At 71.0% G+C, this 23,664-nt stretch carries 17 protein-coding genes; 2 read left to right on the top strand and 15 right to left on the bottom strand.

The window, feature by feature from the left end; all coding sequences use genetic code 11:
- Positions 1-318: 318 nt before the first annotated feature.
- From ACZ52R_RS37035 to eccD, 9 genes are all read right to left on the bottom strand, one after another.
- Positions 319-2,004: a ribonuclease J gene (locus ACZ52R_RS37035; protein WP_360505248.1), complete on the bottom strand. Its 1,686-nt coding sequence runs from the start codon at positions 2,002-2,004 to the stop codon at positions 319-321.
- A gap of 174 nt (positions 2,005-2,178) precedes the next feature.
- Positions 2,179-3,078: a 4-hydroxy-tetrahydrodipicolinate synthase gene (gene dapA, locus ACZ52R_RS37030; protein WP_465754999.1), complete on the bottom strand. Its 900-nt coding sequence runs from the start codon at positions 3,076-3,078 to the stop codon at positions 2,179-2,181.
- 228 nt (positions 3,079-3,306) lie between these two features.
- Positions 3,307-4,038, bottom strand: coding sequence for an FAD-dependent thymidylate synthase (gene thyX / locus ACZ52R_RS37025; RefSeq protein WP_360505252.1), 732 nt, complete (start codon positions 4,036-4,038; stop codon positions 3,307-3,309).
- Positions 4,035-4,493, bottom strand: coding sequence for a tetratricopeptide repeat protein (locus tag ACZ52R_RS37020; RefSeq protein ID WP_360505254.1), 459 nt, complete (start codon positions 4,491-4,493; stop codon positions 4,035-4,037). Before ACZ52R_RS37020 ends, thyX begins: the two co-directional genes overlap by 4 nt.
- 25 nt (positions 4,494-4,518) lie before the next feature.
- The gene (gene dapB, locus ACZ52R_RS37015) at positions 4,519-5,265 is read right to left on the bottom strand and encodes a 4-hydroxy-tetrahydrodipicolinate reductase (protein WP_360505256.1); all 747 of its coding nucleotides are present in this window, start codon (positions 5,263-5,265) and stop codon (positions 4,519-4,521) included.
- A gap of 14 nt (positions 5,266-5,279) precedes the next feature.
- On the bottom strand, positions 5,280-6,632 hold the full coding sequence (locus ACZ52R_RS37010; RefSeq protein ID WP_360505258.1) for a M16 family metallopeptidase: 1,353 nt from the start codon (positions 6,630-6,632) through the stop codon (positions 5,280-5,282).
- Positions 6,633-6,751: 119 nt separating this feature from the next.
- Positions 6,752-8,959 carry a polyribonucleotide nucleotidyltransferase gene (locus tag ACZ52R_RS37005; RefSeq protein WP_360505260.1) on the bottom strand — a complete coding sequence of 736 codons (2,208 nt, stop codon included), beginning with the start codon at positions 8,957-8,959 and terminating at the stop codon, positions 6,752-6,754.
- Positions 8,960-9,415: 456 nt separating this feature from the next.
- Positions 9,416-9,706 carry a 30S ribosomal protein S15 gene (rpsO, locus tag ACZ52R_RS37000; RefSeq protein ID WP_148645116.1) on the bottom strand — a complete coding sequence of 97 codons (291 nt, stop codon included), beginning with the start codon at positions 9,704-9,706 and terminating at the stop codon, positions 9,416-9,418.
- Between the two features lie 202 nt (positions 9,707-9,908).
- Positions 9,909-11,369 (bottom strand): type VII secretion integral membrane protein EccD, encoded by a 1,461-nt coding sequence (gene eccD / locus ACZ52R_RS36995; RefSeq protein WP_465625216.1) that lies wholly within the window; start codon positions 11,367-11,369, stop codon positions 9,909-9,911.
- Positions 11,370-11,682: 313 nt separating this feature from the next.
- Here eccD and eccCa point away from each other — a divergent pair, with 313 nt between their 5' ends.
- Both eccCa and ACZ52R_RS36985 read left to right on the top strand, forming a co-directional pair.
- Complete coding sequence (gene eccCa, locus ACZ52R_RS36990; protein WP_465625218.1) at positions 11,683-15,624, top strand: type VII secretion protein EccCa; 3,942 nt, start codon at positions 11,683-11,685, stop codon at positions 15,622-15,624.
- Positions 15,625-16,094: 470 nt separating this feature from the next.
- Positions 16,095-17,498 (top strand): APC family permease, encoded by a 1,404-nt coding sequence (locus ACZ52R_RS36985; RefSeq protein WP_465625220.1) that lies wholly within the window; start codon positions 16,095-16,097, stop codon positions 17,496-17,498.
- A gap of 125 nt (positions 17,499-17,623) precedes the next feature.
- Here ACZ52R_RS36985 and ACZ52R_RS36980 read toward each other — a convergent pair whose 3' ends face one another.
- The 6 genes from ACZ52R_RS36980 to ACZ52R_RS36955 form a co-directional block, all read right to left on the bottom strand.
- Positions 17,624-18,877 carry a hypothetical protein gene (locus ACZ52R_RS36980; RefSeq protein ID WP_465754998.1) on the bottom strand — a complete coding sequence of 418 codons (1,254 nt, stop codon included), beginning with the start codon at positions 18,875-18,877 and terminating at the stop codon, positions 17,624-17,626.
- A 96-nt stretch (positions 18,878-18,973) separates the two neighbouring features.
- Complete coding sequence (locus tag ACZ52R_RS36975; protein WP_360505270.1) at positions 18,974-19,516, bottom strand: SigE family RNA polymerase sigma factor; 543 nt, start codon at positions 19,514-19,516, stop codon at positions 18,974-18,976.
- Between the two features lie 176 nt (positions 19,517-19,692).
- Positions 19,693-20,940: a type VII secretion-associated serine protease mycosin gene (gene mycP / locus ACZ52R_RS36970; protein WP_465625224.1), complete on the bottom strand. Its 1,248-nt coding sequence runs from the start codon at positions 20,938-20,940 to the stop codon at positions 19,693-19,695.
- Positions 20,941-21,041: 101 nt separating this feature from the next.
- The gene (locus ACZ52R_RS36965) at positions 21,042-21,332 is read right to left on the bottom strand and encodes a WXG100 family type VII secretion target (RefSeq protein WP_465625226.1); all 291 of its coding nucleotides are present in this window, start codon (positions 21,330-21,332) and stop codon (positions 21,042-21,044) included.
- Between the two features lie 102 nt (positions 21,333-21,434).
- Positions 21,435-21,719, bottom strand: coding sequence for a WXG100 family type VII secretion target (locus tag ACZ52R_RS36960; protein WP_360505276.1), 285 nt, complete (start codon positions 21,717-21,719; stop codon positions 21,435-21,437).
- Between the two features lie 203 nt (positions 21,720-21,922).
- The gene (locus ACZ52R_RS36955; protein WP_465625228.1) at positions 21,923-23,623 is read right to left on the bottom strand and encodes a type VII secretion protein EccB; all 1,701 of its coding nucleotides are present in this window, start codon (positions 23,621-23,623) and stop codon (positions 21,923-21,925) included.
- Positions 23,624-23,664: the final 41 nt, after the last annotated feature.

Raw genomic sequence — 23,664 nt, 5'->3', positions numbered from 1 at the left:
AAGGAACGGACGCTTCCTTCGGACCGCCTTCCAGCGGACCCTCCGGGCTTCGTTCTTTCGTGTTTCCAGCTTATCAGATGTTTTCCGCTCCGTTTTCCGGAGTTTCTTTCATCCAATCGGCTTTTTGCCTTTCGGCGCTCCCGAACTCTACCAGAGTTTCTCGGGCCGTTTTCCCCGGTTGTTCTCGAATTCAGATTCGAGCCAGTTTCCGAGGGGCCGTCCCGTGGGGCAACCCGGAGAACACTACGCACCGGGCCGCCCCACGTCAAACCGACCTCGGCCGGGGACGAACGAGCGTCAGGGCTCGACGAGCGAGCGTCAGACCTCGACCACGACCGGCAGGATCATCGGCCGGCGGCGGTAGTTGTCCGCGACCCACTTACCGATGGTCCGGCGGACCAGCTGCTGCACCTGGCGGGGCTCCAGCACCCCGTCGCTCGCCGAACGGTCCAGGGCTTCCTGGAGCTTGGCGACGACCGGGACGAACGCGTTGTCGTCGATGCCGGAGCCGCGGGCCTGAATGGTCGGGCCGCCGACCATCTTGCCGTTGGTCGAGTCGACTGCGACGAAGACCGAGATGAAGCCCTCCTCGCCGAGGATCTTGCGGTCCTTGAGCGAGGCCTCGCTGATGTCGCCGACCGAGGCACCGTCCACGTAGACGTACCCGGCCTGCACCTTGCCGACGATCCGGGCGACGCCGCCCTCCAGGTCGACGCAGACGCCGTCCTCGGCGATGACCACGCGGTTGCGCGGCACCCCGGTGGCGACGCCCAGCTCGGCGGCCGCGCGCAGGTGGCGCCACTCGCCGTGGACCGGCATCAGGTTGCGCGGCTTGCAGATGTTGAAGAAGTAGAGCAGCTCGCCGGCCGAGGCGTGGCCGGAGACGTGCACCTTGGCGTTGCCCTTGTGCACGACCTTGGCGCCCCAGCGGGTCAGGCCGTTGATCACCCGGTAGACGGCGTTCTCGTTGCCCGGGATCAGGGAGGACGCCAGGACGACGGTGTCGCCCTCGACGATGCGGATCTGGTGGTCGCGGTTGGCCATCCGGGACAGCGCGGCCATCGGCTCGCCCTGCGAACCGGTGCAGATCAGCACGACCTCCTTGTCCGGCAGGTCGTCCAGCTGCTTGACGTCCACGACCATGTTGCCGGGGACCTTCAGGTAGCCGAGGTCGCGGGCGATGCCCATGTTGCGGACCATCGAGCGGCCGACGAAGGCGACCTTGCGCTTGTACTCGTGCGCGGCGTCCAGGACCTGCTGGATGCGGTGCACGTGGCTGGCGAAGGAGGCGACGATGATCCGCTTGTCGGCGTTCGCGAAAACGTTTCGCAGCGCCGCCGAGATGTCGCGCTCGTGCGGGATGAAGCCGGGGACCTCGGCGTTGGTGGAGTCCACCAGCAGCAGGTCCATGCCCTCCTCCGCCAGCTTGGCGAAGGTCGGCAGGTCGGTGAGGCGGCCGTCGAGCGGCAGCTGGTCCATCTTGAAGTCACCGGTGGCCACGACCATGCCGGCGGGGGTGCGGACGGCCACGGCGAGGGCGTCCGGGATGGAGTGGTTGACCGCGATGAACTCGCAGTCGAAGGGGCCGATGCGCTCGCGCTCGCCCTCCTTGACCTCCAGCACGTACGGGCGGATCCGGTGCTCGGCGAGCTTGGCCTCGATCAGGGCCAGGGTCAGCTTGGAGCCGATCAGCGGGATGTCCGGGTTCTCCCGCAGGAGGAACGGGACGGCGCCGATGTGGTCCTCGTGGCCGTGGGTGAGGACGATGCCGTCGACCTTGTCGAGGCGGTCCCGGATGTAGCTGAAGTCCGGGAGGATCAGGTCCACGCCGGGCTGCTCGTCCTCGGGGAAGAGGACGCCGCAGTCGATGATCAGGATGCGGTCCCCGTACTCGAGGACCGTCATGTTGCGGCCGATCTCGCCGAGGCCGCCAAGCGGAGTGATACGGAGGGCGCCCTCCTTCAGGGCCGGGGGCGCGCCGAGCTCAGGATGCGGGTGGCTCAAAAGACTCTCCTCACGACGCACGCCATATGCCCGGGGTCCTCCCCTGGAGACATATGGCGTGCGTACTCAGTGTCGTTTCCTACTGGGTCCGGGTGTGTGCACTCGCGCCTTCGGTCCGGTCCAGCGACGGACCCGGGGAGGTCCGGCGAGCCGGGGCGCGCACGTCTGTGTCTGCTACAGGTGTACCCCGCCGGCGGCGAGATCCTGCTTCAATTTCGCGATCTCCTCGGGCGTCGCGCCGATCAGCGGCAGCCGCAGCGGGCCGGCCGGCAGGCCTTGGAGCTCCAGGGCGGCCTTGGTCAGGATCACGCCCTGGGTGCGGAACATACCGCTGAACACCGGCAGCAGGCGCTGGTGGACGCTGGTGGCCTTGACCACATCGCCCGCCAGGTAGGCGTCGACCATCGCGCGCAGCTCGCCGGCCACGACGTGCCCGACGACGCTGACCACGCCGACGGCGCCGACGGACAGCAGCGGCAGGTTCAGGATGTCGTCGCCGGAGTACCAGGCCAGGTCGGAGCGGGCGATCGCCCAGGACGCGGCGCCGAGGTCGCCCTTGGCGTCCTTGTTGGCGACGATCCGGGGGTGCTCGCCGAGGCGGACCAGCGTCTCGTGGCTCAGCGCCACCGCGCTGCGGCCCGGGATGTCGTACAGCATGACCGGCAGCTCGGTGGCGTCGGCGAGGGCGACAGTGTGCCGGTACAGGCCCTCCTGCGGGGGCTTGCTGTAGTACGGCGTGACGGCCAGCAGGCCGTGCGCGCCGGCGGCCTGCGCCTGCCGGGCCAGCTCGATGCTGTGGTGGGTGTCGTTGGTGCCGACGCCGGCCACCACGTGGGCGCGATCCCCGACCGCCTCCACCACGGCGCGGACCAGTCGGGCCTTCTCGGCATCGCTGGTGGTCGGGGACTCACCGGTGGTGCCGTTGACGACGAGGCCGTCGTTCCCGGAGTCGACGAGGTGCGTGGCGAGGCGCTGGGCGCCGTCGAGGTCGAGTCCGCCGTCGGCGGTGAACGGGGTGACCATCGCGGTCAGGACCCGGCCGAACGGCGTCTGGGGGGTGGAGGTCGGAGCCATGTGTCCAAAACTACTCGTAGGCGGTGGGGCGGTATCCACACCGGTCCAGGGTTCGGACAGGGGGCAGCGGCGATGAGCGGTGGAAACAGGCGGTGAAGTGGGATTCCGGTGCTGCCCGCTCGGGGGTTCGGCCAGCACCGGAATCCGTGCTCACGAATGTAGGGAGCGGCTAGAAAAGCCGCAATCCAGACATGCCAGACACTCAGCCCATATGCCTGTCGTCCCAGGTCAGGGGGCGACTCGGCCGTGCTTCTCGAAGGCCGCATGGGTGAGCGGCATGAGCCGCGCCCACTGCTCCTCCATCTGCTCGGCGACCATCTCGATCTCGCGCTGCGGGAACGACGGCACCGCCGAGTTCTCCCGCCTGGTCCGCAGCGACAGGAAGTGCATCAGCGAACGCGAGTTGCAGGTCGCGTACATCGAGGAGAACAGGCCGACCGGCAGCACCGCGCGGGCCACCTCGCGGGCCACCCCGGCCGCCAGCATCTCCTGGTAGCGGGCGTAGGACTCGCGGTACGCGGCCTCCATCGCCTCGGTGGTGGTCTTGTGCTGCTCGGGCGTGCCCTCGGTGAACTCGTACTTGCCCGGGCGGCCTTCCTGGACCAGCTTGCGCTCCTCGGCCGGGACGTAGAAGACCGGCTGCAGCTCGCGGTAGCGGCCGGACTCCTCGTTGTACGACCAGCCGCTGCGGTGCCGGTGGAACTCCCGGAACACGAAGATGGGCGCGCTGATGAAGAAGGTCATCGAGTTGTGCTCGAAGGGCGTGCCGTGCCGGTCGCGCATCAGGAAGTTGATCAGACCCTTGGACTTCTCCGGGTCCTGCGAGAGCGCCTCCAGGGACTGCTCCCCCGCGGTCGAGACACGGGCCGCCCAGATGACGTCCGAGTCGGCGGCGGCGCTGCGGACCAGCTCCACCGTCACGTCGCTGCGGAAGCTGGGGGCCGTCGGTTCGTCGCTCACGCGTTGCTCCTTGCGGGTTCGGTGCTGTGCAGCTTGATGGCGTGCTGCATGGTCTTGCGGGCGCGCGGGGTGTCACCGGCGTCGGCGTAGGCCACCGCGAGGCGGAACCAGACCCGCCAGTCGCCCGGCGCGACCTCCGCCTCCTCCTGGCGGCGGGCGAAGACCGCGTCGGCCGAGGCCCGGTCGATCCGCCCGCCCGTACTGCGCTTCAGCTCGTCCACCGGCAGGCCGCCCTCGGCCTCCAGCTCGCGGGCGAGCCGCTCGCTGTCCCGCCCGAAGCGGACGGTCTGACGCAGGAACCAGACGCCGATCACCGGGATGACGAAGGCGCAGACGCCGATGCCGATGCCGAGCGGCTTGCCGGTGGCGATCAGCTGGACGCCCTCCCCCACGCAGAGCAGGGCGACCAGCAGCAGCACGCCGGACAGGGCGAAGAAGCCGGTACGGGAGGTCATGACACGCTCCTGGAAGTCACCACGGTCACAGGTCCAGGAAGTGCTCGAGGCCGAAGGTCAGCCCCGGCGTCTCGACGACCTTGCGCACGCCCAGCAGGATCCCCGGCATGAAGCTGCTGTGGTGCAGCGAGTCGTGCCGGATGGTGAGCGTCTCGCCGGTGTCGCCGAACATCACCTGCTGGTGGGCCAGCAGGCCGCGCAGCCGGACGGCGTGCACCGGCACCCCGTCCACGTCCGCGCCGCGCGCGCCGGGCAGGCTGTGGGTGGTCGGGTCCTGCTGCGGCGGGCGGCCGGCCTCGGCCCGGGCGGCCGCGATCAGCTGCGCCGTCCGGGTGGCGGTGCCGCTGGGGGCGTCGGCCTTGCGGTCGTGGTGCAGCTCGACCACCTCGACCGACTCGAAGTACCGGGCGGCGATCTGGGAGAACTTCATGCCGAGGATCGCGCCGATGGAGAAGTTCGGCGCGATCAGCAGGCCGAGCTCCGGGGCCTGGTCCAGCCGGCCGCGGACGGTGGCGAGCCGCTCGTCCGTCCAGCCGGTGGTGCCGGTGACCACGTGGATGCCGTGCCGCAGGCAGTAGTCGAGGTTGCCCATCACCGAGTCCGGGTGGGTCAGCTCGACGACGACCTGCGCCCCGGCCTCGGTCAGCTCCTCCAGCTTCGACCCGCGGCCGAGGGTGGCCACCAGGTCCAGGTCCGGAGCGGCCTCGACGGCCTTGACCGCCTCGGAGCCGATCCGGCCCTTGGCGCCGATCACGGCGACACGCAGCGTCATGGGGAAACGTCCTCTCACACCAGCAGATCGGCGAGCTTGGCGGCCCGCTTGTCGTTGACCGGGCCGATCAGCGCCAGCGACGGCCGGTACGCGCCCAGCACATCACGGGCGACCTCGTGGACGTCCTCCAGGGTCACCTCCGCGATCCGCTCCAGCATCTCGTCCACCGACAGGTGGTGCCCGTAACTGAGCTCGGCCTTGCCGATCCGGTTCATCAGCGAACCGGTGTCCTCCATGCCGAGCACGGTGGAGCCGGAGATCTGCCCGATCGCGCGCTGCAGCTCCTCCTCGGTGATGCCCTCGGCGACCACCTTGGCCAGCTCGGTGCGGCAGATCCGCAGCACCTCCTCGACCCGCTTGGGCTGGCAGCCGGCGTAGATGCCGAACAGGCCGCTGTCCGCGTACGACGAGGAGTACGAGTAGACCGAGTACGCCAGGCCGCGCTTCTCGCGGACCTCCTGGAACAGCCGGGAGCTCATCCCGCCGCCCAGGGCCGCGTTGAGCACGCCCATCGCCCAGCGGCGCTCGTCGTGCCGCGGCACGCCGGGCACGCCCAGCACCAGGTGGGCCTGCTCGGTGGAGCGGTTGAGCACCTCGACCTTGCCGGCCGTCCGCAGCGCCTTGACGCCGCGACGGGCCTCGGCGGGGGCCGCGGTGGAGCGGGCCAGCACCGGGGCGAAGGCCTGCTCGACCTGCTTGACCACCTTGCGGTGGTCGAGGTTGCCGGCCGCCGAGACGACCAGGTGCTCGGGGCGGTAGCGGCGGTGGTAGAACCCGGCGATCTGGTCCCGGGTGAGCGTCTTGATGGTCTCCTGGGTGCCGAGGATCGGGCGGCCGAGCGGGCCGCTGCCGAAGATCACCTTGGCGAACAGGTCGTGCACCACGTCGCCCGGGTCGTCCTCGGCCATCGCCATCTCCTCGAGGATGACGCCGCGCTCGGCCTCCACGTCCTCGGTGCGGATCAGCGAGCCGGTGAGCATGTCGCAGACCACGTCGATGGCCAGCGGCAGGTCGGTGTCCAGGACCCGGGCGTAGTAGCAGGTGTTCTCCTTCGCGGTGAAGGCGTTCATCTCGCCGCCGACCGCGTCCAGGGCCGCCGAGATGTCCAGCGCGCTGCGCCGCTCGGTGCCCTTGAAGAGCAGGTGCTCCAGGTAGTGGGTAGCGCCGTTGAGCTGCGGGGTCTCGTCCCGCGAGCCGACGCCGACCCAGATGCCGAAGGTCGCGGAGCGCACCGTCGGCAGGGTCTCGGTGACGACCCGCAGGCCGCCGGGGAGGACGGTGCGGCGCACCGTGCCGGCGCCGTCGACGCCCTTGAGCAGGGTCCGGGTGGTGCCGGGACGCTGCTTTACCGCCGGGGCCTGCGCCACGGGGGGTACCTCCAGAGGAAACGCACGTGGCGAAGGCACGTACGGACGAAAGCGTGGACAACGGGGTGCGGCCCGCACGCCGCGAGGCGTACGGGCCGCAGGGGTCAGCTAGCGGCGCTTCACTCGGAAGCGGCCTCGCCGCCTTCCTCGCCCTCGACGACCGGGATCAGCGAGAGCTTGCCGCGCGGGTCGATCTCGGCGATCTCGACCTGCACCTTGGCGCCGACGCCGAGAACGTCCTCGACGTTCTCCACGCGCTTGCCGCCGGCCAGCTTGCGGATCTGCGAGATGTGCAGCAGGCCGTCCTTGCCCGGCATCAGCGACACGAACGCGCCGAAGGTCGTGGTCTTGACCACGGTGCCCAGGTAGCGCTCGCCGACCTCCGGCATGGTCGGGTTGGCGATCTGGTTGATCGTGGTGCGGGCGGCCTCGGCGGCCGGGCCGTCGGCGGCACCGATGTAGATGGTGCCGTCGTCCTCGATCGTGATCTCGGCGCCGGTGTCCTCCTGGATCTGGTTGATCATCTTGCCCTTGGGGCCGATGACCTCACCGATCTTGTCCACCGGGATCTTGATGGTGATGATGCGCGGCGCGTTCGGGGACATCTCGTCCGGGGAGTCGATGGCCTCGTTCATCACGTCGAGGATGTGCAGGCGGGCGTCCTTGGCCTGCTTCAGCGCGGCGGCGAGCACCGACGCCGGGATGCCGTTCAGCTTGGTGTCCAGCTGGAGGGCGGTGATGAAGTTGCGGGTACCGGCGACCTTGAAGTCCATGTCGCCGTACGCGTCCTCGGCACCGAGGATGTCGGTCAGCGTGACGTAGTGGGTCTCACCGTCGATCTCCTGGGAGATCAGGCCCATGGCGATGCCGGCGACGGCGGCCTTCAGCGGCACACCGGCGTTCAGCAGCGACATGGTCGAGGCGCAGACCGAGCCCATCGAGGTGGAGCCGTTGGAGCTGAGCGCCTCGGACACCTGACGGATGGCGTACGGGAAGTCCTCGCGGGAGGGCAGCACGGGCAGGATGGCCCGCTCGGCCAGCGCGCCGTGGCCGATCTCGCGGCGCTTGGGGGCGCCCACGCGGCCGGTCTCGCCCACGGAGTACGGCGGGAAGTTGTAGTTGTGCATGTAGCGGCGGCGCGTCTCCGGGGAGAGCGTGTCCAGCTGCTGCTCCATGCGCAGCATGTTCAGCGTGGTGACACCCAGGATCTGGGTCTCGCCGCGCTCGAACAGGGCCGAGCCGTGCACCCGCGGGATGGCCTCGACCTCGGCGGCCAGGGTGCGGATGTCGGTGACGCCACGGCCGTCGATGCGGACCTTGTCCGTGATGACGCGCTCGCGGACGATCTTCTTGGTCAGCGCGTTGTAGGCGGCGCTGATCTCCTTCTCGCGGCCCTCGAACTCGGGGAGCAGCTTCTCGGCGGCCAGCGCCTTGACGCGGTCCAGCTCGTTGTTGCGCTCCTGCTTGCCCGGGATGGTGAGGGCCTGGGCGAGCTCGTCCTTGACGGCGGCGGTCAGCGCGGCGAGGACGTCGTCCTGGTAGTCCAGGAAGACCGGGAACTCGCCGGTCGGCTTGGCGGCCTGGGCGGCCAGCTGGGCCTGCGCGGCGCAGAGGACCTTGATGAACGGCTTCGCGGCGTCCAGACCGGCCGCGACGACCTCCTCGGTCGGCGCCTCGGCGCCGCCCTCGACCAGCTTGATGGTCTTGTCGGTGGCCTCGGCCTCGACCATCATGATCGCGACGTCGCCGTCCGGCAGGGCGCGACCGGCGACGACCATGTCGAAGACGGCCGACTCAAGCTCGCTGTGGGTCGGGAAGGCCACCCACTGGCCGTTGATCAGCGCGACGCGCACGCCACCGATCGGGCCGGAGAACGGCAGGCCCGCCAGCTGGGTGGAGGCGGAGGCGGCGTTGATCGCGACCACGTCGTACAGGTGGTCGGGGTTGAGCGCCATCACGGTGCAGACGACCTGGACCTCGTTGCGCAGGCCCTTGACGAAGGACGGGCGCAGCGGGCGGTCGATCAGGCGGCAGGTGAGGATCGCGTCCTCGGAGGGCCGGCCCTCGCGACGGAAGAACGAGCCGGGGATGCGGCCCGCGGCGTACATCCGCTCCTCGACGTCCACGGTCAGCGGGAAGAAGTCGAAGTGCTCCTTCGGCTGCTTGGACGCGCTGGTGGCCGACAGCACCATGGTGTCGTCGTCCAGGTAGGCCACGACGGAGCCGGCGGCCTGACGGGCCAGGCGGCCCGTCTCGAAGCGGATGGTACGGGTGCCGAAGGAACCGTTGTCGATCACGGCCTCGGCGTAGAACACGTTCTCTTCCACCTGGAAGATCTCCTCTTTCGTACGTTTCCGGGAGAGCGTCCCCGCGCACTGCCTCGGGGTCGGCCCGGGCCCTCGTCAGGGAGGGCGGCAGTCGGGCCGGTCTTCGATCGAAGCCTCCGGAGTGCCCCGCTCGGTCTGCGGGGGTTCCGACGGCCACTACCGAGGACCGGCGCCTCACGGCTGCCGGGCCGGGGCGGGCGGTTCGCGTCTGGACGCTCTCTCGGATGCGGGCGGCTTCCGTTTGAAGCCTTCGGCCCGCGGGGGGGGTTCGGGTTCGTCTGCCCGGGTGGCGCGCTGGTGCGCCATCACCCGGCATGCCCACAACCCTACGGTGCAATCCTCGGGCACCCGGGGAGGTGCGCGCGAGTTGTTATGGCCGGGCGCCGCGGCCGAAGGGCCGCGGCATACGCGCGAGGGGCGGCTCCCCGGTGTGGGGAGCCGCCCCGAGCGGCGGTCTTAGCGGGCGCCGCCGGCGGCACCGCGGCGGATGCCCAGGCGGTCGACGAGCGTACGGAAGCGCTCGATGTCCTTCTTGGCCAGGTACTGCAGCAGGCGGCGGCGCTGGCCGACCAGGATCAGCAGGCCACGACGCGAGTGGTGGTCGTGCTTGTGCGCCTTCAGGTGCTCGGTCAGGTCCGAGATGCGACGGGAGAGCATGGCCACCTGAACCTCGGGGGAACCGGTGTCCCCCTCCTTCTGGCCGAACTCGGCGATGATCTGCTTCTTGACGTCAGAGGCGAGAGCCACTGCAACTCCTTTGGGTGTACCGAGCGGTCCTGGTCGACAACACAGGAACTCTGCGAGAACTCGGTGCCGTGAGCGCGGCCGCCGCTCTGCAGCCCACGACGGGGCGGCGGACACACGGCTGCGCTCGAAGGCCAAGCGTACCAGTGCCGCCCATCCGGTCGGTTCGCGGGGCCGGTGGGCGGCACGGAGCGGGCCGGGCGGGTCAGCCGGTGGCGCCGCGGACCAGCCGGTAGATGTCCAGGACGGCCAGCGCCAGCGGGACGAGCGAGATCAGGGTGAGACTGTCCACCAGGTCCAGGATGCGCCCCCAGAACGGGGAGACGCCGAGCCGGGGCACCACCAGGGAGATCGCGACGAGAAGCGCGGCCCCGAAGGCGATGGAAATCGCCAGCCAGATGGTGCGCAGGTCGAGCTGGGTGGTGGAGCCGGCCACCCGCAGGAAGAACTGCGGGGTGTGCAGGGACAACCCGACGATCAGCAGACACAGACCGAGCAGACCGGCCACGGTGAGGCTGAGGACCTGCGCGGTGTAGCGGAACAGCCGGGCGCGCAGCATGGTGGCCAGGCCCAGGGCGAGCGCGAGCAGCTCGGGGAAGGTCTCGTCGGTGAAGCCGAGGACGGCGCAGGCGCCGACCACGACCGCGGCGCAGCCGCCGACCAGGCCGACCAGCACCTCGTGGCCGCGGCGGGCCTGGTGGGCGATCTTCTCGTACTGGACGGCCTCGGCGCGCTCGGCCTCCTCGTCGTAGTCGCGGCTGCGGGTGCGGGTCTGGCCGGGGGCGCTGAAGCCGACCGGCAGCCGGGCGAAGCGGGCGGAGAGGCCGGGCAGGAAGCCGACCACGGCGACGGCGGCGACACCGGTGACGGCGGCGATGTGTCCGGCCGGGGTCCCGGGCATCAGGACGGCGGCGAAGGTGGCGAGCGCGCCGGCGGCGGCGACCAGGGCGGCGGCGACGAACACCGCGTCCTTCTCCGGCAGCAGGCCGACCAGCAGCACGGCGACCACCAGGACGGCGACGCAGCCCGCCAGGAACTGGATCCGGCCGGGGCCGTCCCACGGGTGGGCGACGGCGATGAGGCCGCTGCCGCCGATCATGGCGTGCGGCAGCGCGCCGAGGCCGAGGGCGAGGGCGGCGTGGGCGTCCTGGTAGACCCGGGCGCGCACGCCGGCCAGCGCGGTGAGCACGACGGCGGTGACACCGGCCAGGACGCCGGGCAGGCCGTGCATGTCGTGGCGCAGGTCGGAGAACCAGAGTGCGAAGCCGAGCAGGGTGAGCAGCACCCCGGCGCCGATCAGGCCGAAGCCGCGCATCAGCTCGGCGGTCCAGAACCGGCGGTCGGCCTCGACGGCGCTGGCGATGGCGTCGGCGACGTCGTCGTAGACGGCCGGCGGGAGGGACTCGGCGAAGGGGCGCAGCGCGAGCAGGTCGCCGTCGCGGACCTGCTGGGCGGCCAGCGGCAGTCCGCTGTCGAGGACGGTGCCGTCGCGGCGGACCAGGTGGAAGCCGGTGGGGGTGCCGTCGGGCTGGCTCTGGTTGGCCAGGCGCAGCACCTCGGGGTAGACGTCCGCGAGCGGGATGTCCTCGGGCAGGGCGACGTCGATCCGGCGGTCCGGGGCGACGACCGTCACCCGGCAGTAGCCGGTCGCGGCAGCGTTGCTCATGCTCCCGCCTCGATCCTTCGACGCACTTGGCGCTCCCCCTTGTTGACGGTGCCGAGGCACGGCGGCGCTCGGTGTGGCTGTGGAACCGGCCCGGCCGGGCCGCGAGTTGGCGCGGCGTTACCCTACCCGTTCGACAGGTGACCGGGGCCTGGCGGGCGGTGCGGGGGCGACCGTTAGGATCGGCGCCTGCGCGAAGGTACGGGGGCTGCGCTGTGTGGGGCGTCCTCAGCCGCCGGATTCCCGTACGGACCGTACGCAGTCGCGTGAGGGCTGATGCCGAAGTGATCGATCGACGCCGCGGGGTGGATGACACATGGGTGTGATCACGGTCAAGCGACCGGCAAGGGCGTATCCGCCCACCGTGCCGGACGAGCCGGTGGAGCTGGTGAGCCCACCCGAACTGCCCCGGCAGGGCGGCGAGGACTGGCTGATGAGCATCCTGCCGATGCTCGGCATGGGCGGGTCGGCGGTGTTCTTCTTCTCGCCCGGCGCGGCCGCCCCGATGAAGATCATGGGCGGTCTGATGATCGTCTCGACGGTCGGCATGGCGCTGGCCCAGATCGTGCGGGCCCGCAAGGGCGGCTCGACCGCGATGGCGGACGAGCGGCGCGACTACCTCAAGTACCTGCAGCAGACGCGCCGCCAGGTGCGTCGCACGGCGGAGCGCCAGCGCGGCGCGCTGCTGTTCCTGAACCCGGCGCCGGACCAGCTGTGGTCGATCGTCGAGGACGGGCGGCGACTGTGGGAGCGGCGCACCGGGGACGGCGACTTCGCGCAGATCCGGGTCGGCCTCGGGCCGGTGCAGCTGTCCACGCCGCTGGTGGCGCCGCAGACCGCGCCGATGGACGAGCTGGAGCCGCTTTCGGCGGCCGCCATGCACTCCTTCCTGAAGGCGCACGGCACCCTGCAGGACCTGCCGCTGGCGGTGTCGCTGCGGGCGTTCTACCACATCACGGTGTGCGGAGACCCGGACTCGGTGTACGGCAACGTGCGCGCGATGCTCTCCCAGTTGACCACCCTGCACTCGCCGGACGACCTGATGGTGGCCGTCGCGGCGGCGCCCGGCGCGGCCGAGGAGTGGGAGTGGACCAAGTGGCTCCCGCACAACCAGCACCGCAAGGAGGCCGACGGCGCGGGCTCGCGCCGGCTGTTCGCCACCGACCTGGGTGACCTGGAGGTCCTGCTGCAGGACGAGCTGGCCGGGCGCCAGCGCTTCGTCCGGGACGCGGCGCCCGCGGCGGACCAGCCGCACCTGGTGGTCGTCATGGACGGCGCCGGGGTGCCGCACGACTCGCTGCTGGCGAGCCCGGAGGGCGTCCAGGGCGTGACGGTCATCGAGGTGGTCCCGGGCGAGGTCGACGAGCCCAGCGGGCACCTGATGGTGACGGTCAACTCCGAGGAGCTGGTGCTGCGTTCGGCCTCCGGCGCGACGTACACCGGCAAGCCGGACCTGCTCTCGGTGTGGCAGTCCGAGGCGCTGGCGCGGCAGTTGGCGCCGTACCGGATCTCGGCCGGCGGGGACGACGAGCCGCTGCTGTCCAACCTGGACTTCACCGACATGATGAGCTCGGGCGACCCGGGCTCCTTCGACGTGAACCGCAGCTGGCGCCAGCGCGCCCAGCACGAGCGGATGCGGGTGCCGATCGGCGTCGGCGCCAACGGCGAGCACGTCTACCTGGACATCAAGGAAGCCGCGCTGGAGGGCATGGGCCCGCACGGCCTGTGCGTGGGCGCGACCGGTTCCGGCAAGTCGGAGCTGCTGCGCACCCTGGTGCTCGCGCTCGCGATGACGCACTCCTCGGAGATCCTGAACTTCGTCCTCGCCGACTTCAAGGGCGGTGCGACCTTCTCCGGCATGGCGGACATGCCGCACACCTCCGCGGTGATCACCAACCTGGAGGGCGAGCTCACCCTGGTCGACCGCATGCGCGACGCGATCGAGGGAGAGCTGCACCGCCGCCAGGAACTGCTGCGCTCGGCCGGCAACTACGCCAACATCCACGAGTACGAGCGGGCCCGGGCGGCCGGTGCGGCGCTGGACCCGCTGCCCTCGCTGGTGCTGATCATCGACGAGTTCTCCGAGCTCCTCAGCGCCAAGCCGGACTTCATCGAGATGTTCATCCAGATCGGCCGGATCGGCCGGTCGCTGGGCGTGCACCTGCTGCTGGCCTCGCAGCGCCTCGAGGAGGGCAAGCTGCGCGGCCTGGACACCTACCTCTCGTACCGGATCGGTCTGCGTACCTTCTCGGCGGCCGAGTCGCGGGCGGCGATCGGCGTGCCGGACGCCTACCACCTGCCGCCGGTGCCGGGCGTCGGCTACCTCAAGTTCGGCGAGGACGTGATGGACCGGTTCAAGGCCGCCTACGTCTCGGGGCCGTACCGGGCGCCGGGGCAGCAGCGGTCGACCGGCGGGCGGCGGGTCGCCGCCCACCCGGTGGAGTTCACCGCGGCCTTCGTGGAGCTGCCGGACCCGGTGGAGGAGGAGGCGCCGCAGGTACCCGAGCAGGACGACGCGCTGGTGGACACCGTGCTGGACGTGTTCGTCCAGCGGATGGCCGGCCAGGGCCCGGCCGCGCACCAGGTGTGGCTGCCGCCGCTGGAGGAGGCGCCGAGCATGGACCACCTGCTGCCGCCGCTGCAGGTCGCGCCGGAGCGCGGGCTGACCGCCCCCGGCTACCCGGTGGGCCGGCTGCGGGCGCCGATCGGCATCGTGGACAAGCCGCGCGAGCAGAAGACGGACATCCTGGAGGTCGACTACGCCGGGGCGGCCGGCCACGGCCTGATCGTGGGCGGCCCGCGCTCGGGCAAGTCGACCGTGGTGCGCACCGCGGTGACCTCGTTCGCCCTCACCCACACCCCGCTCGAGGTGCAGTTCTACCTGCTGGACTTCGGGGCGGGCAGCTTCCAGTCACTGGCCGGGCTGCCGCACGTCGGCGGCGTGGCCGGGCGCCTGGACGTGGACAAGGTGCGTCGGATGGTCTCCGAGGTGCACGGGGTGATGAACCGCCGCGAGGAGCTGTTCCGGGTCGCCGGGATCGACACCATCGGCACGTACCGGGCCCGCCGGGCGGCCGGGCAGCTGCCGGACGAGGCCTTCGGCGACGTGTTCCTGGCGATCGACGGCTGGAACACCTTCAAGCAGGAGTTCGAGGGCCTGGAGCCGGTGATCGGCGACATCGCCCAGCGCGGCCTCGGCTACGGCGTCCACCTGATCATCACCGCGGCCCGGTACGCGGAGGTCCGCCCGGCGCTGAAGGACCTGCTGCAGAACCGCACCGAGCTGAAGCTCGGTGACGCGATGGAGTCCGAGGTGGACCGCCGGGTGGCGCAGAACGTCCCGCCGCAGGCCGGTCGCGGCGTCACCCCGGAGCGGCTGCACTTCCTGTCCGGCCTGCCGCGCCTGGACGGCTCCTCCAGCGTCGACGACCTGCAGGACGGCGTGGCCGGGCTGGTCGGCGCGATCGACGGGGCCTGGTCCGGGCCGCGCGCCCCGCAGGTGCGGATGCTGCCGGCCGTCCTGGACGGGAACTCGCTGCCGAAGGGCTTCGAGCACCCGGAGCGCGGCGTGGCCTTCGCCGTGGACGAGGCGGAGCTGGCGCCGACCTTCGTCAACTTCGAGACCGACCCGCTGTTCATCGTGTTCGGCGACACCGAGTCCGGGAAGTCGGCGGTACTACGGATGCTGATCAAGCAGATCACCGAGCGCTACTCGCCGGACCAGGCGGGCATCGTGGTCGGCGACTACCGGCGCGCGCTGCTGGGCACGGTGCCGCCGGAGTACCTGGTCGAGTACGCGGCCGCTCAGCCCGCCATGACGGCCATCGTGGACATGCTCCGCGGGGCCTGTTCCCGCCGGCTGCCCGGCCCGGACGTGACCGCCGAGCAGCTGCGCAACCGCAGCTGGTACAGCGGCAAGGACATGTTCGTGATCGTCGACGACTACGAGCTGGTCGCCACCAGCTCGGGCAACCCGCTGGCGCCGCTGGCCGAGTTCCTGCCGTTCGCCCGGGACATCGGCCTGCGGGTGATCGTGGCCCGCAGCGCGGGCGGCGCGGGGCGCTCGCTGTACGAGCCGGTGATGCAGCGGATGCGCGAGCTGGGCGGCCAGGGCGTGATCCTCTCCGGGAACCGGGACGAGGGCGCGCTGCTGGGGACGGTCAAGCCGCAGGCACTGCCGCCGGGCCGCGGGGTGTACGTGTCACGCCGCGCGACCGCCGGGCAGATGGTCCAGACGGGCTGGCTGCCGGTGGTGTAGCCACGACGGCCGTCACGGACGGTGATCGAAGGGGTCGGACTCACAGGAGTCCGACCCCTTCGGCGTCCCAGGTGCTGAAACGTTACCTAGATCTTTCCGGGCGGGTGCTGCGGTTCCCGCACCCGGCCGGGGCGTTGCCGCGCCTTTGAGAGGCGCCTGGGCGTATTGCCGTTCACCCGGATCCAGGCCTTTGAATCTCAGCCCTCAACGCTTTGTTTACCTTCGATTCAATCGCGTTGGGGCCAAGGTAACAAGTCGGACATAGCGCGCAATGACTGAACGTGATCATCGGATCGCATGTTTATGCCCTCCGCCGCAACGGATTCCGAAGCAGTTCCGACGTTGACGCGATCAATACGCCCAAGGTTCCATTGCGGCCCGGGAGCGACTGGACCAGGACCCGAGCAACCAGCCAGCGGAGGCGATACCGCTCCCACCCCAAAGACCGCACAGAGCCGATCGGAAGCCACATGACCGACACGCTTCGCCCGCCACAGACCGTAGCCGCATCGGCGGCCGGGGCAGCCGCGCCCCAGCAGCTCAAGCGTTCGATCGGCGTCGTGGGCGGAACACTGCTCACGCTGTCGTGCGTCACCCCGGCGTCGACGCTCTTCGTGATCGTGCCGGAACTGTTCTCCAGCATCGGCAGCGCCACCGCCCTGGCCATCGCCATCGGCACCGTGCTCTGCGTCGCCGTCGCGTTCTGCTACTCCGAGCTCGGCACCCTGATCCCCAGCGCCGGCGGCGAGTACGCGATGGTCGGCACCCTGGCTGGACGGCTGGCGGGCTGGCTGGTCTTCGTGCTCTCCCTGATCGTGGTGATGATCGTCCCCTCGGTCATCGCACTCGGCACCGCCGACTACCTCGCCCCCGTCCTGCACGTGGACAAGGCCATAGCCGGCGCCGCCGTGATGCTGGCCGCCACCCTGGCCGGCCTGCTCGACCTGCGCGCCAACGCCTGGATCACCGGCATCTTCCTGGTCCTCGAGGTCATCGCGGCCGGCGTGGTCTCGGTGCTCGGCTTCGCCCACACCAACAGCCACGCCCCCAGCCTGCTGCACGGCGTGGTCGCCGGGGACAACGGCGCCACCACCACGGTGAGCGTGGGCGCCATCGTCGGCGCGCTCGGCATCGCCCTCTTCATCACCCAGGGCTTCTCCACCGCCGTCTACCTGTCCGAGGAGCTGGAGAACCCCCGCCGCAACGTCTCGCGCACCGTGCTGTGGACGCTCGGCATCTCCTCCGCCGTCATCCTGATCCCGGTCGTCGCCATCACCATGGGCGCCCCCGACCTGCAGACCCTGACCTCCGGCGACATCTCCGGCATGGTCACCGCCTGGAGCAACTCCGCGGTCGGCACCTTCATCAGCCTCTGCGTCGCGCTGGCCATCATCAACGCCGGCATCGTCATGGTCATCCAGAACTCCCGGGTGCTGTTCGCCTCCGCCCGCGACAAGGCCTGGCCGGAGCCGGTCAACAAGGCCTTCGGCACCCTCGGCCGCTTCGGCTCCCCCTGGGTCGCCACCCTGGCCGTCGGCCTGCCCGGCGCCGCCCTCTGCTTCGTCAAGGGCGAGCTGCTGAGCAACATCACCGGCGTCGCCGTCACCGGGATGTACCTGCTGGTCGCGATCGCCGCGCTGCTCTCCCGCCGCGGCCACCACAAGCACGCCGCCGCCTGGCGGATGCCGCTGTGGCCGGCCGTCCCGGTCGTCCTGGTCGCCGTCCTGGTCTACGTGATGACCCAGCTGGACACCGAGCCCCTGCTGTGGACCGGCGGCATCACCGCCGCCGCCACCCTCTACTGGCTGTTCTACCTGCGCCCCCGGCAGGACACCCGCTGGGTGATCAGCCTCCCCGAGGACCAGCAGGACTGACCCCCACCCCTCCCCCACACAGGGGTGCCCCGGGCCTCCCCCAGCCCGGGGCACCGCCGCGTTCAGGCCGCCACCTACTTCTGAACCACCGCTACTTCCGGGACAGTGCTACTTCCGGGCCAGTGCTACTTCTTGGCCTTCCACACGGCGCCGGTGGCGATCGCCTTCAGCTGCTCCAGGGTGAGCAGCGGCTTCCCGGTCGGGCCCTGGGCGACCATGACCTCGGTGCCGTCCGGGTGCAGGACGTTCACCGTCAGCGGCATCTTCTCCTTGGTGTCCGGGCCGCCCCTGGTGAGCACCTTGTTGCCGTCGGGCAGGGTGAGCGCGTCCTTGAACGCCTGCTGCCCCGGGTTGTCCACGGACTTCGCCCAGTTCTCCACCCGCAGCACCACCGAGCCGGTGGTCTGGCCCTGCGCGAGCTGGAAGGTGGCCACCAGCGGGCTGCCGGTGCGGCCGGTCACGGTCACCCCGGCGGGCAGCAGCCCGGCCAGGGCGGCCTCCCGGTCCGCCAGCGACAGGCCCGGGTCGACCGCCGTCACGTCGATGCCGTCGAACTTGACCGCCGCCACGACCCGGTCCCAGGACTTGTCGACGACGATCGCCTTCAGCTGGTCGAGGGTGAGCGGCGGGGTCGGGCGGCTGTCCGGCGCGCCCTTCTCCTGAGGCGCGTTCCACTCGCTCACGTTGATCTCCCGGCCGTCCGGACCGACCAGCGAGGCGCTCCACTCCTTGGTGTCGGCCCGGTTGTCCGAGTACTCGTACCCCTGCTCGAGCATCAGCTGGGAGCCGTCCGCCAGGGTGGTGACGGCGCAGGAGTCGACCCGGGCGAGCTTGAAGTCCGTCGGGCAGCTGCGCGGCTGCCCCTGACCGGGCCGGTGCTTCTGGATGCCGATCTCGACCAGCGACTTGCCCTGGCCGTCGTCGAAGACCACGTCCGCCCCGACGAAGGTGCCGTTCGCCTTGTCGTCGTCGGTGCCGCGGCCCTTCGCGTCGGTGGTCTCGCCCTTGGGCAGCAGGGCCCGGAAGGTCGCCAGCACCTCGTCACCGCTGATCACGGTCGGGGCCGAGGACCCCGCCGTCGTCGGCGTGGCCGCAGGACTTCCGCTGCCACTGCCGGCGGCGGCCGTCGGGGCGGAGGCCGCGGCCACGGTGCCCGCGCCCTTCGCCCCCGGAGCACCGGCCAGGTACACCGCGCCGGTGCCCACCAGGGCCAGCGCGGCCGCGCCGCCCACCACGGCGGCGGTCGAGCGGCGGCGCCAGCGGCGGCGCCCGCACTGGTAGCCGCCCGCGACCAGCTCGGCCTGCTCGGTGCGGAAGCCTTCACCCGTACGGGTGAGGGCGTAGAGAAGATCGTCCTCGAACTTGTCCGGCTCGGGCATGGGTGTTCACCGTCTCCTTGCGTCACGGGCAGTATTTGAAAGGGAGGGCCACCGACCGCCACGTCGCCCCGGGAGGGCCACCGACCGCCACCGCCCTCAGCGGGTGGCGAGCTCGCCCAGTGAGTCGCCGAGCAGGGTGCGCAGCCGGGCCAGCGCCCGGGTGGTGCGGGTCCGGACGGCGCCGGAGGACACCCGCATCACGTCGGCGGTCTCCTCGACGCTGCGGTCCTCCCAGTAGCGCAGCACCAGGACGGCGCGGTCCTTGGGCGGCATCCGGCCGAGTGCGTCGAGGAGGGTCAGCCGCAGGCTGCTGTCGGTGTCCTGCCCCGCCGCCTCCGGAAGGGCGTCGGTGGGGCGCTCGCCGCTGGAGCGTCGGCGCTGCTGGGCGAGGAACGTGCGCACCATGACGGTGTGGGTGTAGGCCGCCGGGTTGGCGATCCGGTCCCGGCCGCCGGTGAAGGCGCTGCGCCGCCAGAGCACGTACATCCGCCCGAGGGCCTCCTGGACGAGGTCCTCGGCGTAGTGGGTGTCACCGCTGGTGAGCAGGCAGGCCGAGCGGTACAGGTGGCCGGTGCGGCCTGCGACGAGTTCCAGGAACTCGGCGTCCTTGGCCTCCCGGCCCGCCCCGATCCACCCCATGCGCGCTGCCCCCCGCGGTCCGCCCTCCCTGACACTTCATCGATGCGGTGGGCGGGCGGCGGTGTTACAGCCGTTCCGGAGGAACTTTCGAGACGTCCCGATCGGTGGGGCCCCGATCGGTGGGGCCCCGATCGGCCGCGGCACGATCGGCCGCGCCCGGGTCAGTCGCGCCCGGGTCAGTCGCGTCCGGCTCGGTCGGCGGACTTGCGCCGGTGGTCGCGCAGCACCACGCCGCCGCCGATCAGCAGGGCGACCAGCAGCGCGCCGACGCCGAGGACGTACGTCGCGGTGCGGCCGTCGCGGTCGGCCTGGGTCTCTCCGAGGCCGACCGGCCGCGGCACGATCGGCGCGGAGGCGAGCTGCACCGGGGCGTCCGGGGTGGGGGCGGACGGCGCGTCGTCGGGGGCCGTGGTGACGGCCTTGACCGGGTCCACCACGCCCCAGCCGACGAACTGGTCCGGGTCGCGCTGGGTGCGCTGGGCGGTCTGCTCGATCCAGGCCCGCACCTGGGCCGGCGACCAGCCCGGGTGCGCGCCGAACAGCAGCGCGGCCAGCCCGGAGACGTACGGGGCGGCGAAGCTGGTGCCGTTGTCCACGCACTGCCCGCTCCCGGGCACGGTGGAGAGCATGTCGACGCCGGGCGCGGCGACCTTCACGAAGGAGCCGTACTGGGAGAACGGGGCGCGCTCGTTGTTGCGGTCTGAGGCACCGACGGCCAGCACGGTCGGGAAGGCGCCCGGGTAGGTGTCGCCTTCCTTGCCGTCGTTCCCGGTGGAGGCGACCACCACGGTGCCGGCTTGCTCGGCGGTCTGGATCGCGGCCTTCAGCTCCTGGAAGCCGCCGAAGTGGGCGTCGCCCGCGCCGCGCACGTCCTGGGAGATGTTGATGACCTTGGCCTTGGCCGCGACCGCCTCCTGGATGGCCTTCACGAGCGTGGAGACGTCGCCGTTGCCCTCGCTGTCGTTCTGCCGGATCGAGTAGATCTGCGCGTCGGGGGCCAGGCCGACGAACCCGGTCTTGTCGTTGCGGCCGGCCGCGATGATGCCCGCCACCTTGGTGCCGTGGCCGACCGGGTCGTCCTTGGCGGTGCCTCCGACCGGCTGCTTGGTCTCCTTGTCGACCAGCAGGTTGGAGCCCTGCACGACCTTTCCGGCCAGCTGCGGGTTCCGGTCGTCCACACCGGTGTCGATGACCGCGACCAACACGCCCTTGCCGGTGGTCCGGCCGCCCTGCCACAGCTCGTCCAGCAGCAGGCGCTGCAGCGACCACGGCACGGTCTGCACGTCGGGCGCGTTCTTGGGGCAGTCGCCCGCGGCGGCCAGCCCGGTTCCGCTGTCGGCGTACGCCGGGGCGGCGAGCGGGCCGCCCAGCACCGCGAGCGCGGCCAGTGCCGCAGCCGTCTTCCGGTACCCGCGTCCGGACACCCTGCCACCCCTCATGTCGTCTACCCGTGCCACGCGCCGAAGGGCGGGTGCCCGGAGTCCGGGTACCCGCCCCCTGTCGTTCCCGCTGGGGGAACGCCTGGTCAGTGCCAGAGCTTGGCGTTGCTGTCCTCGGTGGTCCGGTAGCTCTGCGCGGCGTTCTCCAGCGAGGTCGCGATCTGCGTGCAGGCCGAGTGCAGGTCGTTGGCCGCCGAGTCCCAGTTGGCCTGCTGGACCTTGTAGCCCTCCTGGGCCTTGCCCTGCCAGCTCTGGGCGATGCGGGTGACGTCCTTCTTCAGGTCGCTCAGCAGCTGCTCGATGCGGGCCGCCGAGGCCTTGACCTCTTCGGCGGCGTGGTGAACGGTCTCGAAGTTGACGAGAATGTGGTCGGACACGTTGTCTCCCTTGACGAGGGTGCGGAGCGTCCCGCGGTCAGTGGCGGACACCCCGCCGAGCGGCGGTTCGGAACAGACCGGTGATCAGCGCGCTTGCGGCGATCAGCCCTGGGAGTCGGCGAACATCGCCTTCTGCTCTTCCTCGGTGCTCGCGTAGTGCTTGGTGGTCTGCTCGATCGCGTGCTTGATCGCGGACAGCGACTCCTTGAGCTTCGCGATGTCCCCGTTGACCCGGTTCTGCAGGTTCGTGTAGGCGGTCGCCGCCTGACCCTGCCAGCCGCTGGTGATGCCCGTGACCGTGCTGTTCAGCTTGTTCTTCTCAGCCTCGATCTTGCCGATCGCCTGCTCGATCTGATTGGCGAAAGCCAGCATCTCCTGAGCAGTCATCGTGAACTGACCCTGAGCCATGCTCCACCGTCCCCCATGAGACAACATTGCGTACACGGAGAGCCCCGAAGGGCCCCACCGCCGCATCACCTGTGTGATGCCCAGCAGCACTGTAGTCGGCACACGCAGCTCGCCCAACACCGAGCACTGAGTAGTTACCAGACCATGACACTGCGGCCAATTCCTTTGCCGCGCTTGGCCGGTCAGGCGTTTTGCGGCTGGACGGCGCTCTTCGCGGTCAGCGGCGGGCCGGCCGGCACCAGGTCCGACCACTCGTGCGGCACCGGCAGCGGCCGGATCCCCTGGTAGCCCAACCGGGCCTGGTTGCCGCCGGTTTCGTCCTGCTGCTGACCCGGCTGCTGGCCGGACTGCTGGTCCGGCGACGCCGGGGTCGGGGTGCCCGGCTGCGGGGCCGGCGTCTTCGGGGCGCCGCTCTGGCCGGGCTGCGCACCCGGCGCGGGGGTGGCGCCGCGGCCGCCGTCACCGTTGGCCGGGACGGCGTACCGCAGCCCCGTCTCGGTGATCAGGAAGTCGGTGCCGGAGCCGCCGGTGGTGTTGTTCAGCGCGCGGTAGAACAGGCCGTGACCGGGCGTCACGTACGCGGCGCCGGCACCGTTGTTGTACTGCGCGGGGTACGAGGTCCCGGCCCAGACGCTGCGCTTGGGCGTCTTGCCGTCCTCGGCGACGCCGTCGAAGGTGCTGCACACGACCAGCCGGGCGCCCTGGCGGTCCTGCCAGTTGTTCACCGGCGCACCGGACTTCATCGGCCAGTCGGCCACGGTGCCCGGCAGCGGCGTCTCGCTGCCGACCTGGGACTGGTCGGCCGGGGTCATCTCGTCACTGCGCGGCTTCTTGTCCTGGTCGTACTTGTAGAGCATCTGGAACGCCGGGTTCTGCCGGATCAGCTCCGCCTGGAACGGGGTGACCAGGAAGAGCCGGTCCTTGCCGACCACGTACTGGCGGTCCTGGTAGTGCACCAGCCGGCCGATCCGGCGGTCGGCGGCGTTCCCCAGCTGCACCGTGGAGTTGGGGTTCGGGCTGTCGGCCATCTCCGCGATCTGCGGGAAGGTGATCGGGGTGCCGTTGACCAGGGTGTCCAGCCAGTCCCGCTTGACCCGCTGCGGCACCGCGTTGGGCCCGAAGACCGCGGTGATCAGCGACTTGCGCTCCTTGTCGTCCGACTGCGGGGAGCCGATCTCGTGCTTGCGGCCCTGCGCGTCGACCAGGTAGACCTTCGCCCCCGAGGCGGCCTGCTGACCCGGCGCCGGCGCGGCCGAAACCTGCTGCTCGTCCGCCTGCTGCACCAGCATCAGCTGGTCCGGGCCGAGCATCCGGTCCTTGGCCGCCAGCGTCGCCGCGTCCGGGCCGGCCGTCACGAACACCGCCTGGTTGACGGTCTCCTGCTTCTCGTCCGAGCCCGGGCGGTCACAGACCGCCCACTTCATCGACTGGCTCGCGTTGTCCTTGGTCGGCAACTTGTCCGGCGCGTACGGGATACCGATGGTCGGACCGTGGTTGGGGTACCGGTCGAGCACCCCGTCGTCGACCACCACGACCTTGGCGTCGACGGGCAGCACCAGCCGCGCCGAGGACATGTTGAGCACCTGGTGCAGCCGCTTGGTCGTGCCGTCCGGGTCGGTCAGCACCACGTACCGGGTGGTCGACTGCTTGCCCTGGATGATGTTCTTGCCGTCGTCCCACTTCAGCGGGGCACTGGGCTTGAACACCCCCCAGACCCCGAACCCGGCCACGACCACGGCGCCGGCCAGGATGCTCGGGAGCACCGCCTTCACCGGACGCGGCGCGTCCTCGTCACTCCCGCCGCCGGCGGGCAGCAGAAAGGCGCCCACCGTTCGCTTGCGGGCGAAGGTGTACGCGTTGAGCTCGTCCCGGCGCGATGCCATCCTCGTCGTCCCCCTAGTCAGACGTTGTCGGACGTTGTCAG

The sequence above is a fragment of the Kitasatospora sp. NPDC034023 genome (assembly GCF_055575795.1).
This window is presented reverse-complemented; position numbering and strand designations above follow the sequence as displayed.

Excerpts from the sequence above, each read along its gene's own strand:
- dapA (WP_465754999.1), bottom strand. The coding sequence starts at position 3,078 with ATGGCTCCGACCTCCACCCCCCAGACGCCGTTCGGCCGGGTCCTGACC.
- ACZ52R_RS37020 (WP_360505254.1), bottom strand. The coding sequence starts at position 4,493 with ATGACCTCCCGTACCGGCTTCTTCGCCCTGTCCGGCGTGCTGCTGCTG.
- dapB (WP_360505256.1), bottom strand. The coding sequence starts at position 5,265 with ATGACGCTGCGTGTCGCCGTGATCGGCGCCAAGGGCCGGATCGGCTCC.
- eccD (WP_465625216.1), bottom strand. The coding sequence starts at position 11,369 with ATGAGCAACGCTGCCGCGACCGGCTACTGCCGGGTGACGGTCGTCGCC.
- eccCa (WP_465625218.1), top strand. The coding sequence starts at position 11,683 with ATGGGTGTGATCACGGTCAAGCGACCGGCAAGGGCGTATCCGCCCACC.
- ACZ52R_RS36985 (WP_465625220.1), top strand. The coding sequence starts at position 16,095 with ATGACCGACACGCTTCGCCCGCCACAGACCGTAGCCGCATCGGCGGCC.
- ACZ52R_RS36980 (WP_465754998.1), bottom strand. The coding sequence starts at position 18,877 with ATGCCCGAGCCGGACAAGTTCGAGGACGATCTTCTCTACGCCCTCACC.
- ACZ52R_RS36975 (WP_360505270.1), bottom strand. The coding sequence starts at position 19,516 with ATGGGGTGGATCGGGGCGGGCCGGGAGGCCAAGGACGCCGAGTTCCTG.
- ACZ52R_RS36960 (WP_360505276.1), bottom strand. The coding sequence starts at position 21,719 with ATGACTGCTCAGGAGATGCTGGCTTTCGCCAATCAGATCGAGCAGGCG.
- ACZ52R_RS36955 (WP_465625228.1), bottom strand. The coding sequence starts at position 23,623 with ATGGCATCGCGCCGGGACGAGCTCAACGCGTACACCTTCGCCCGCAAG.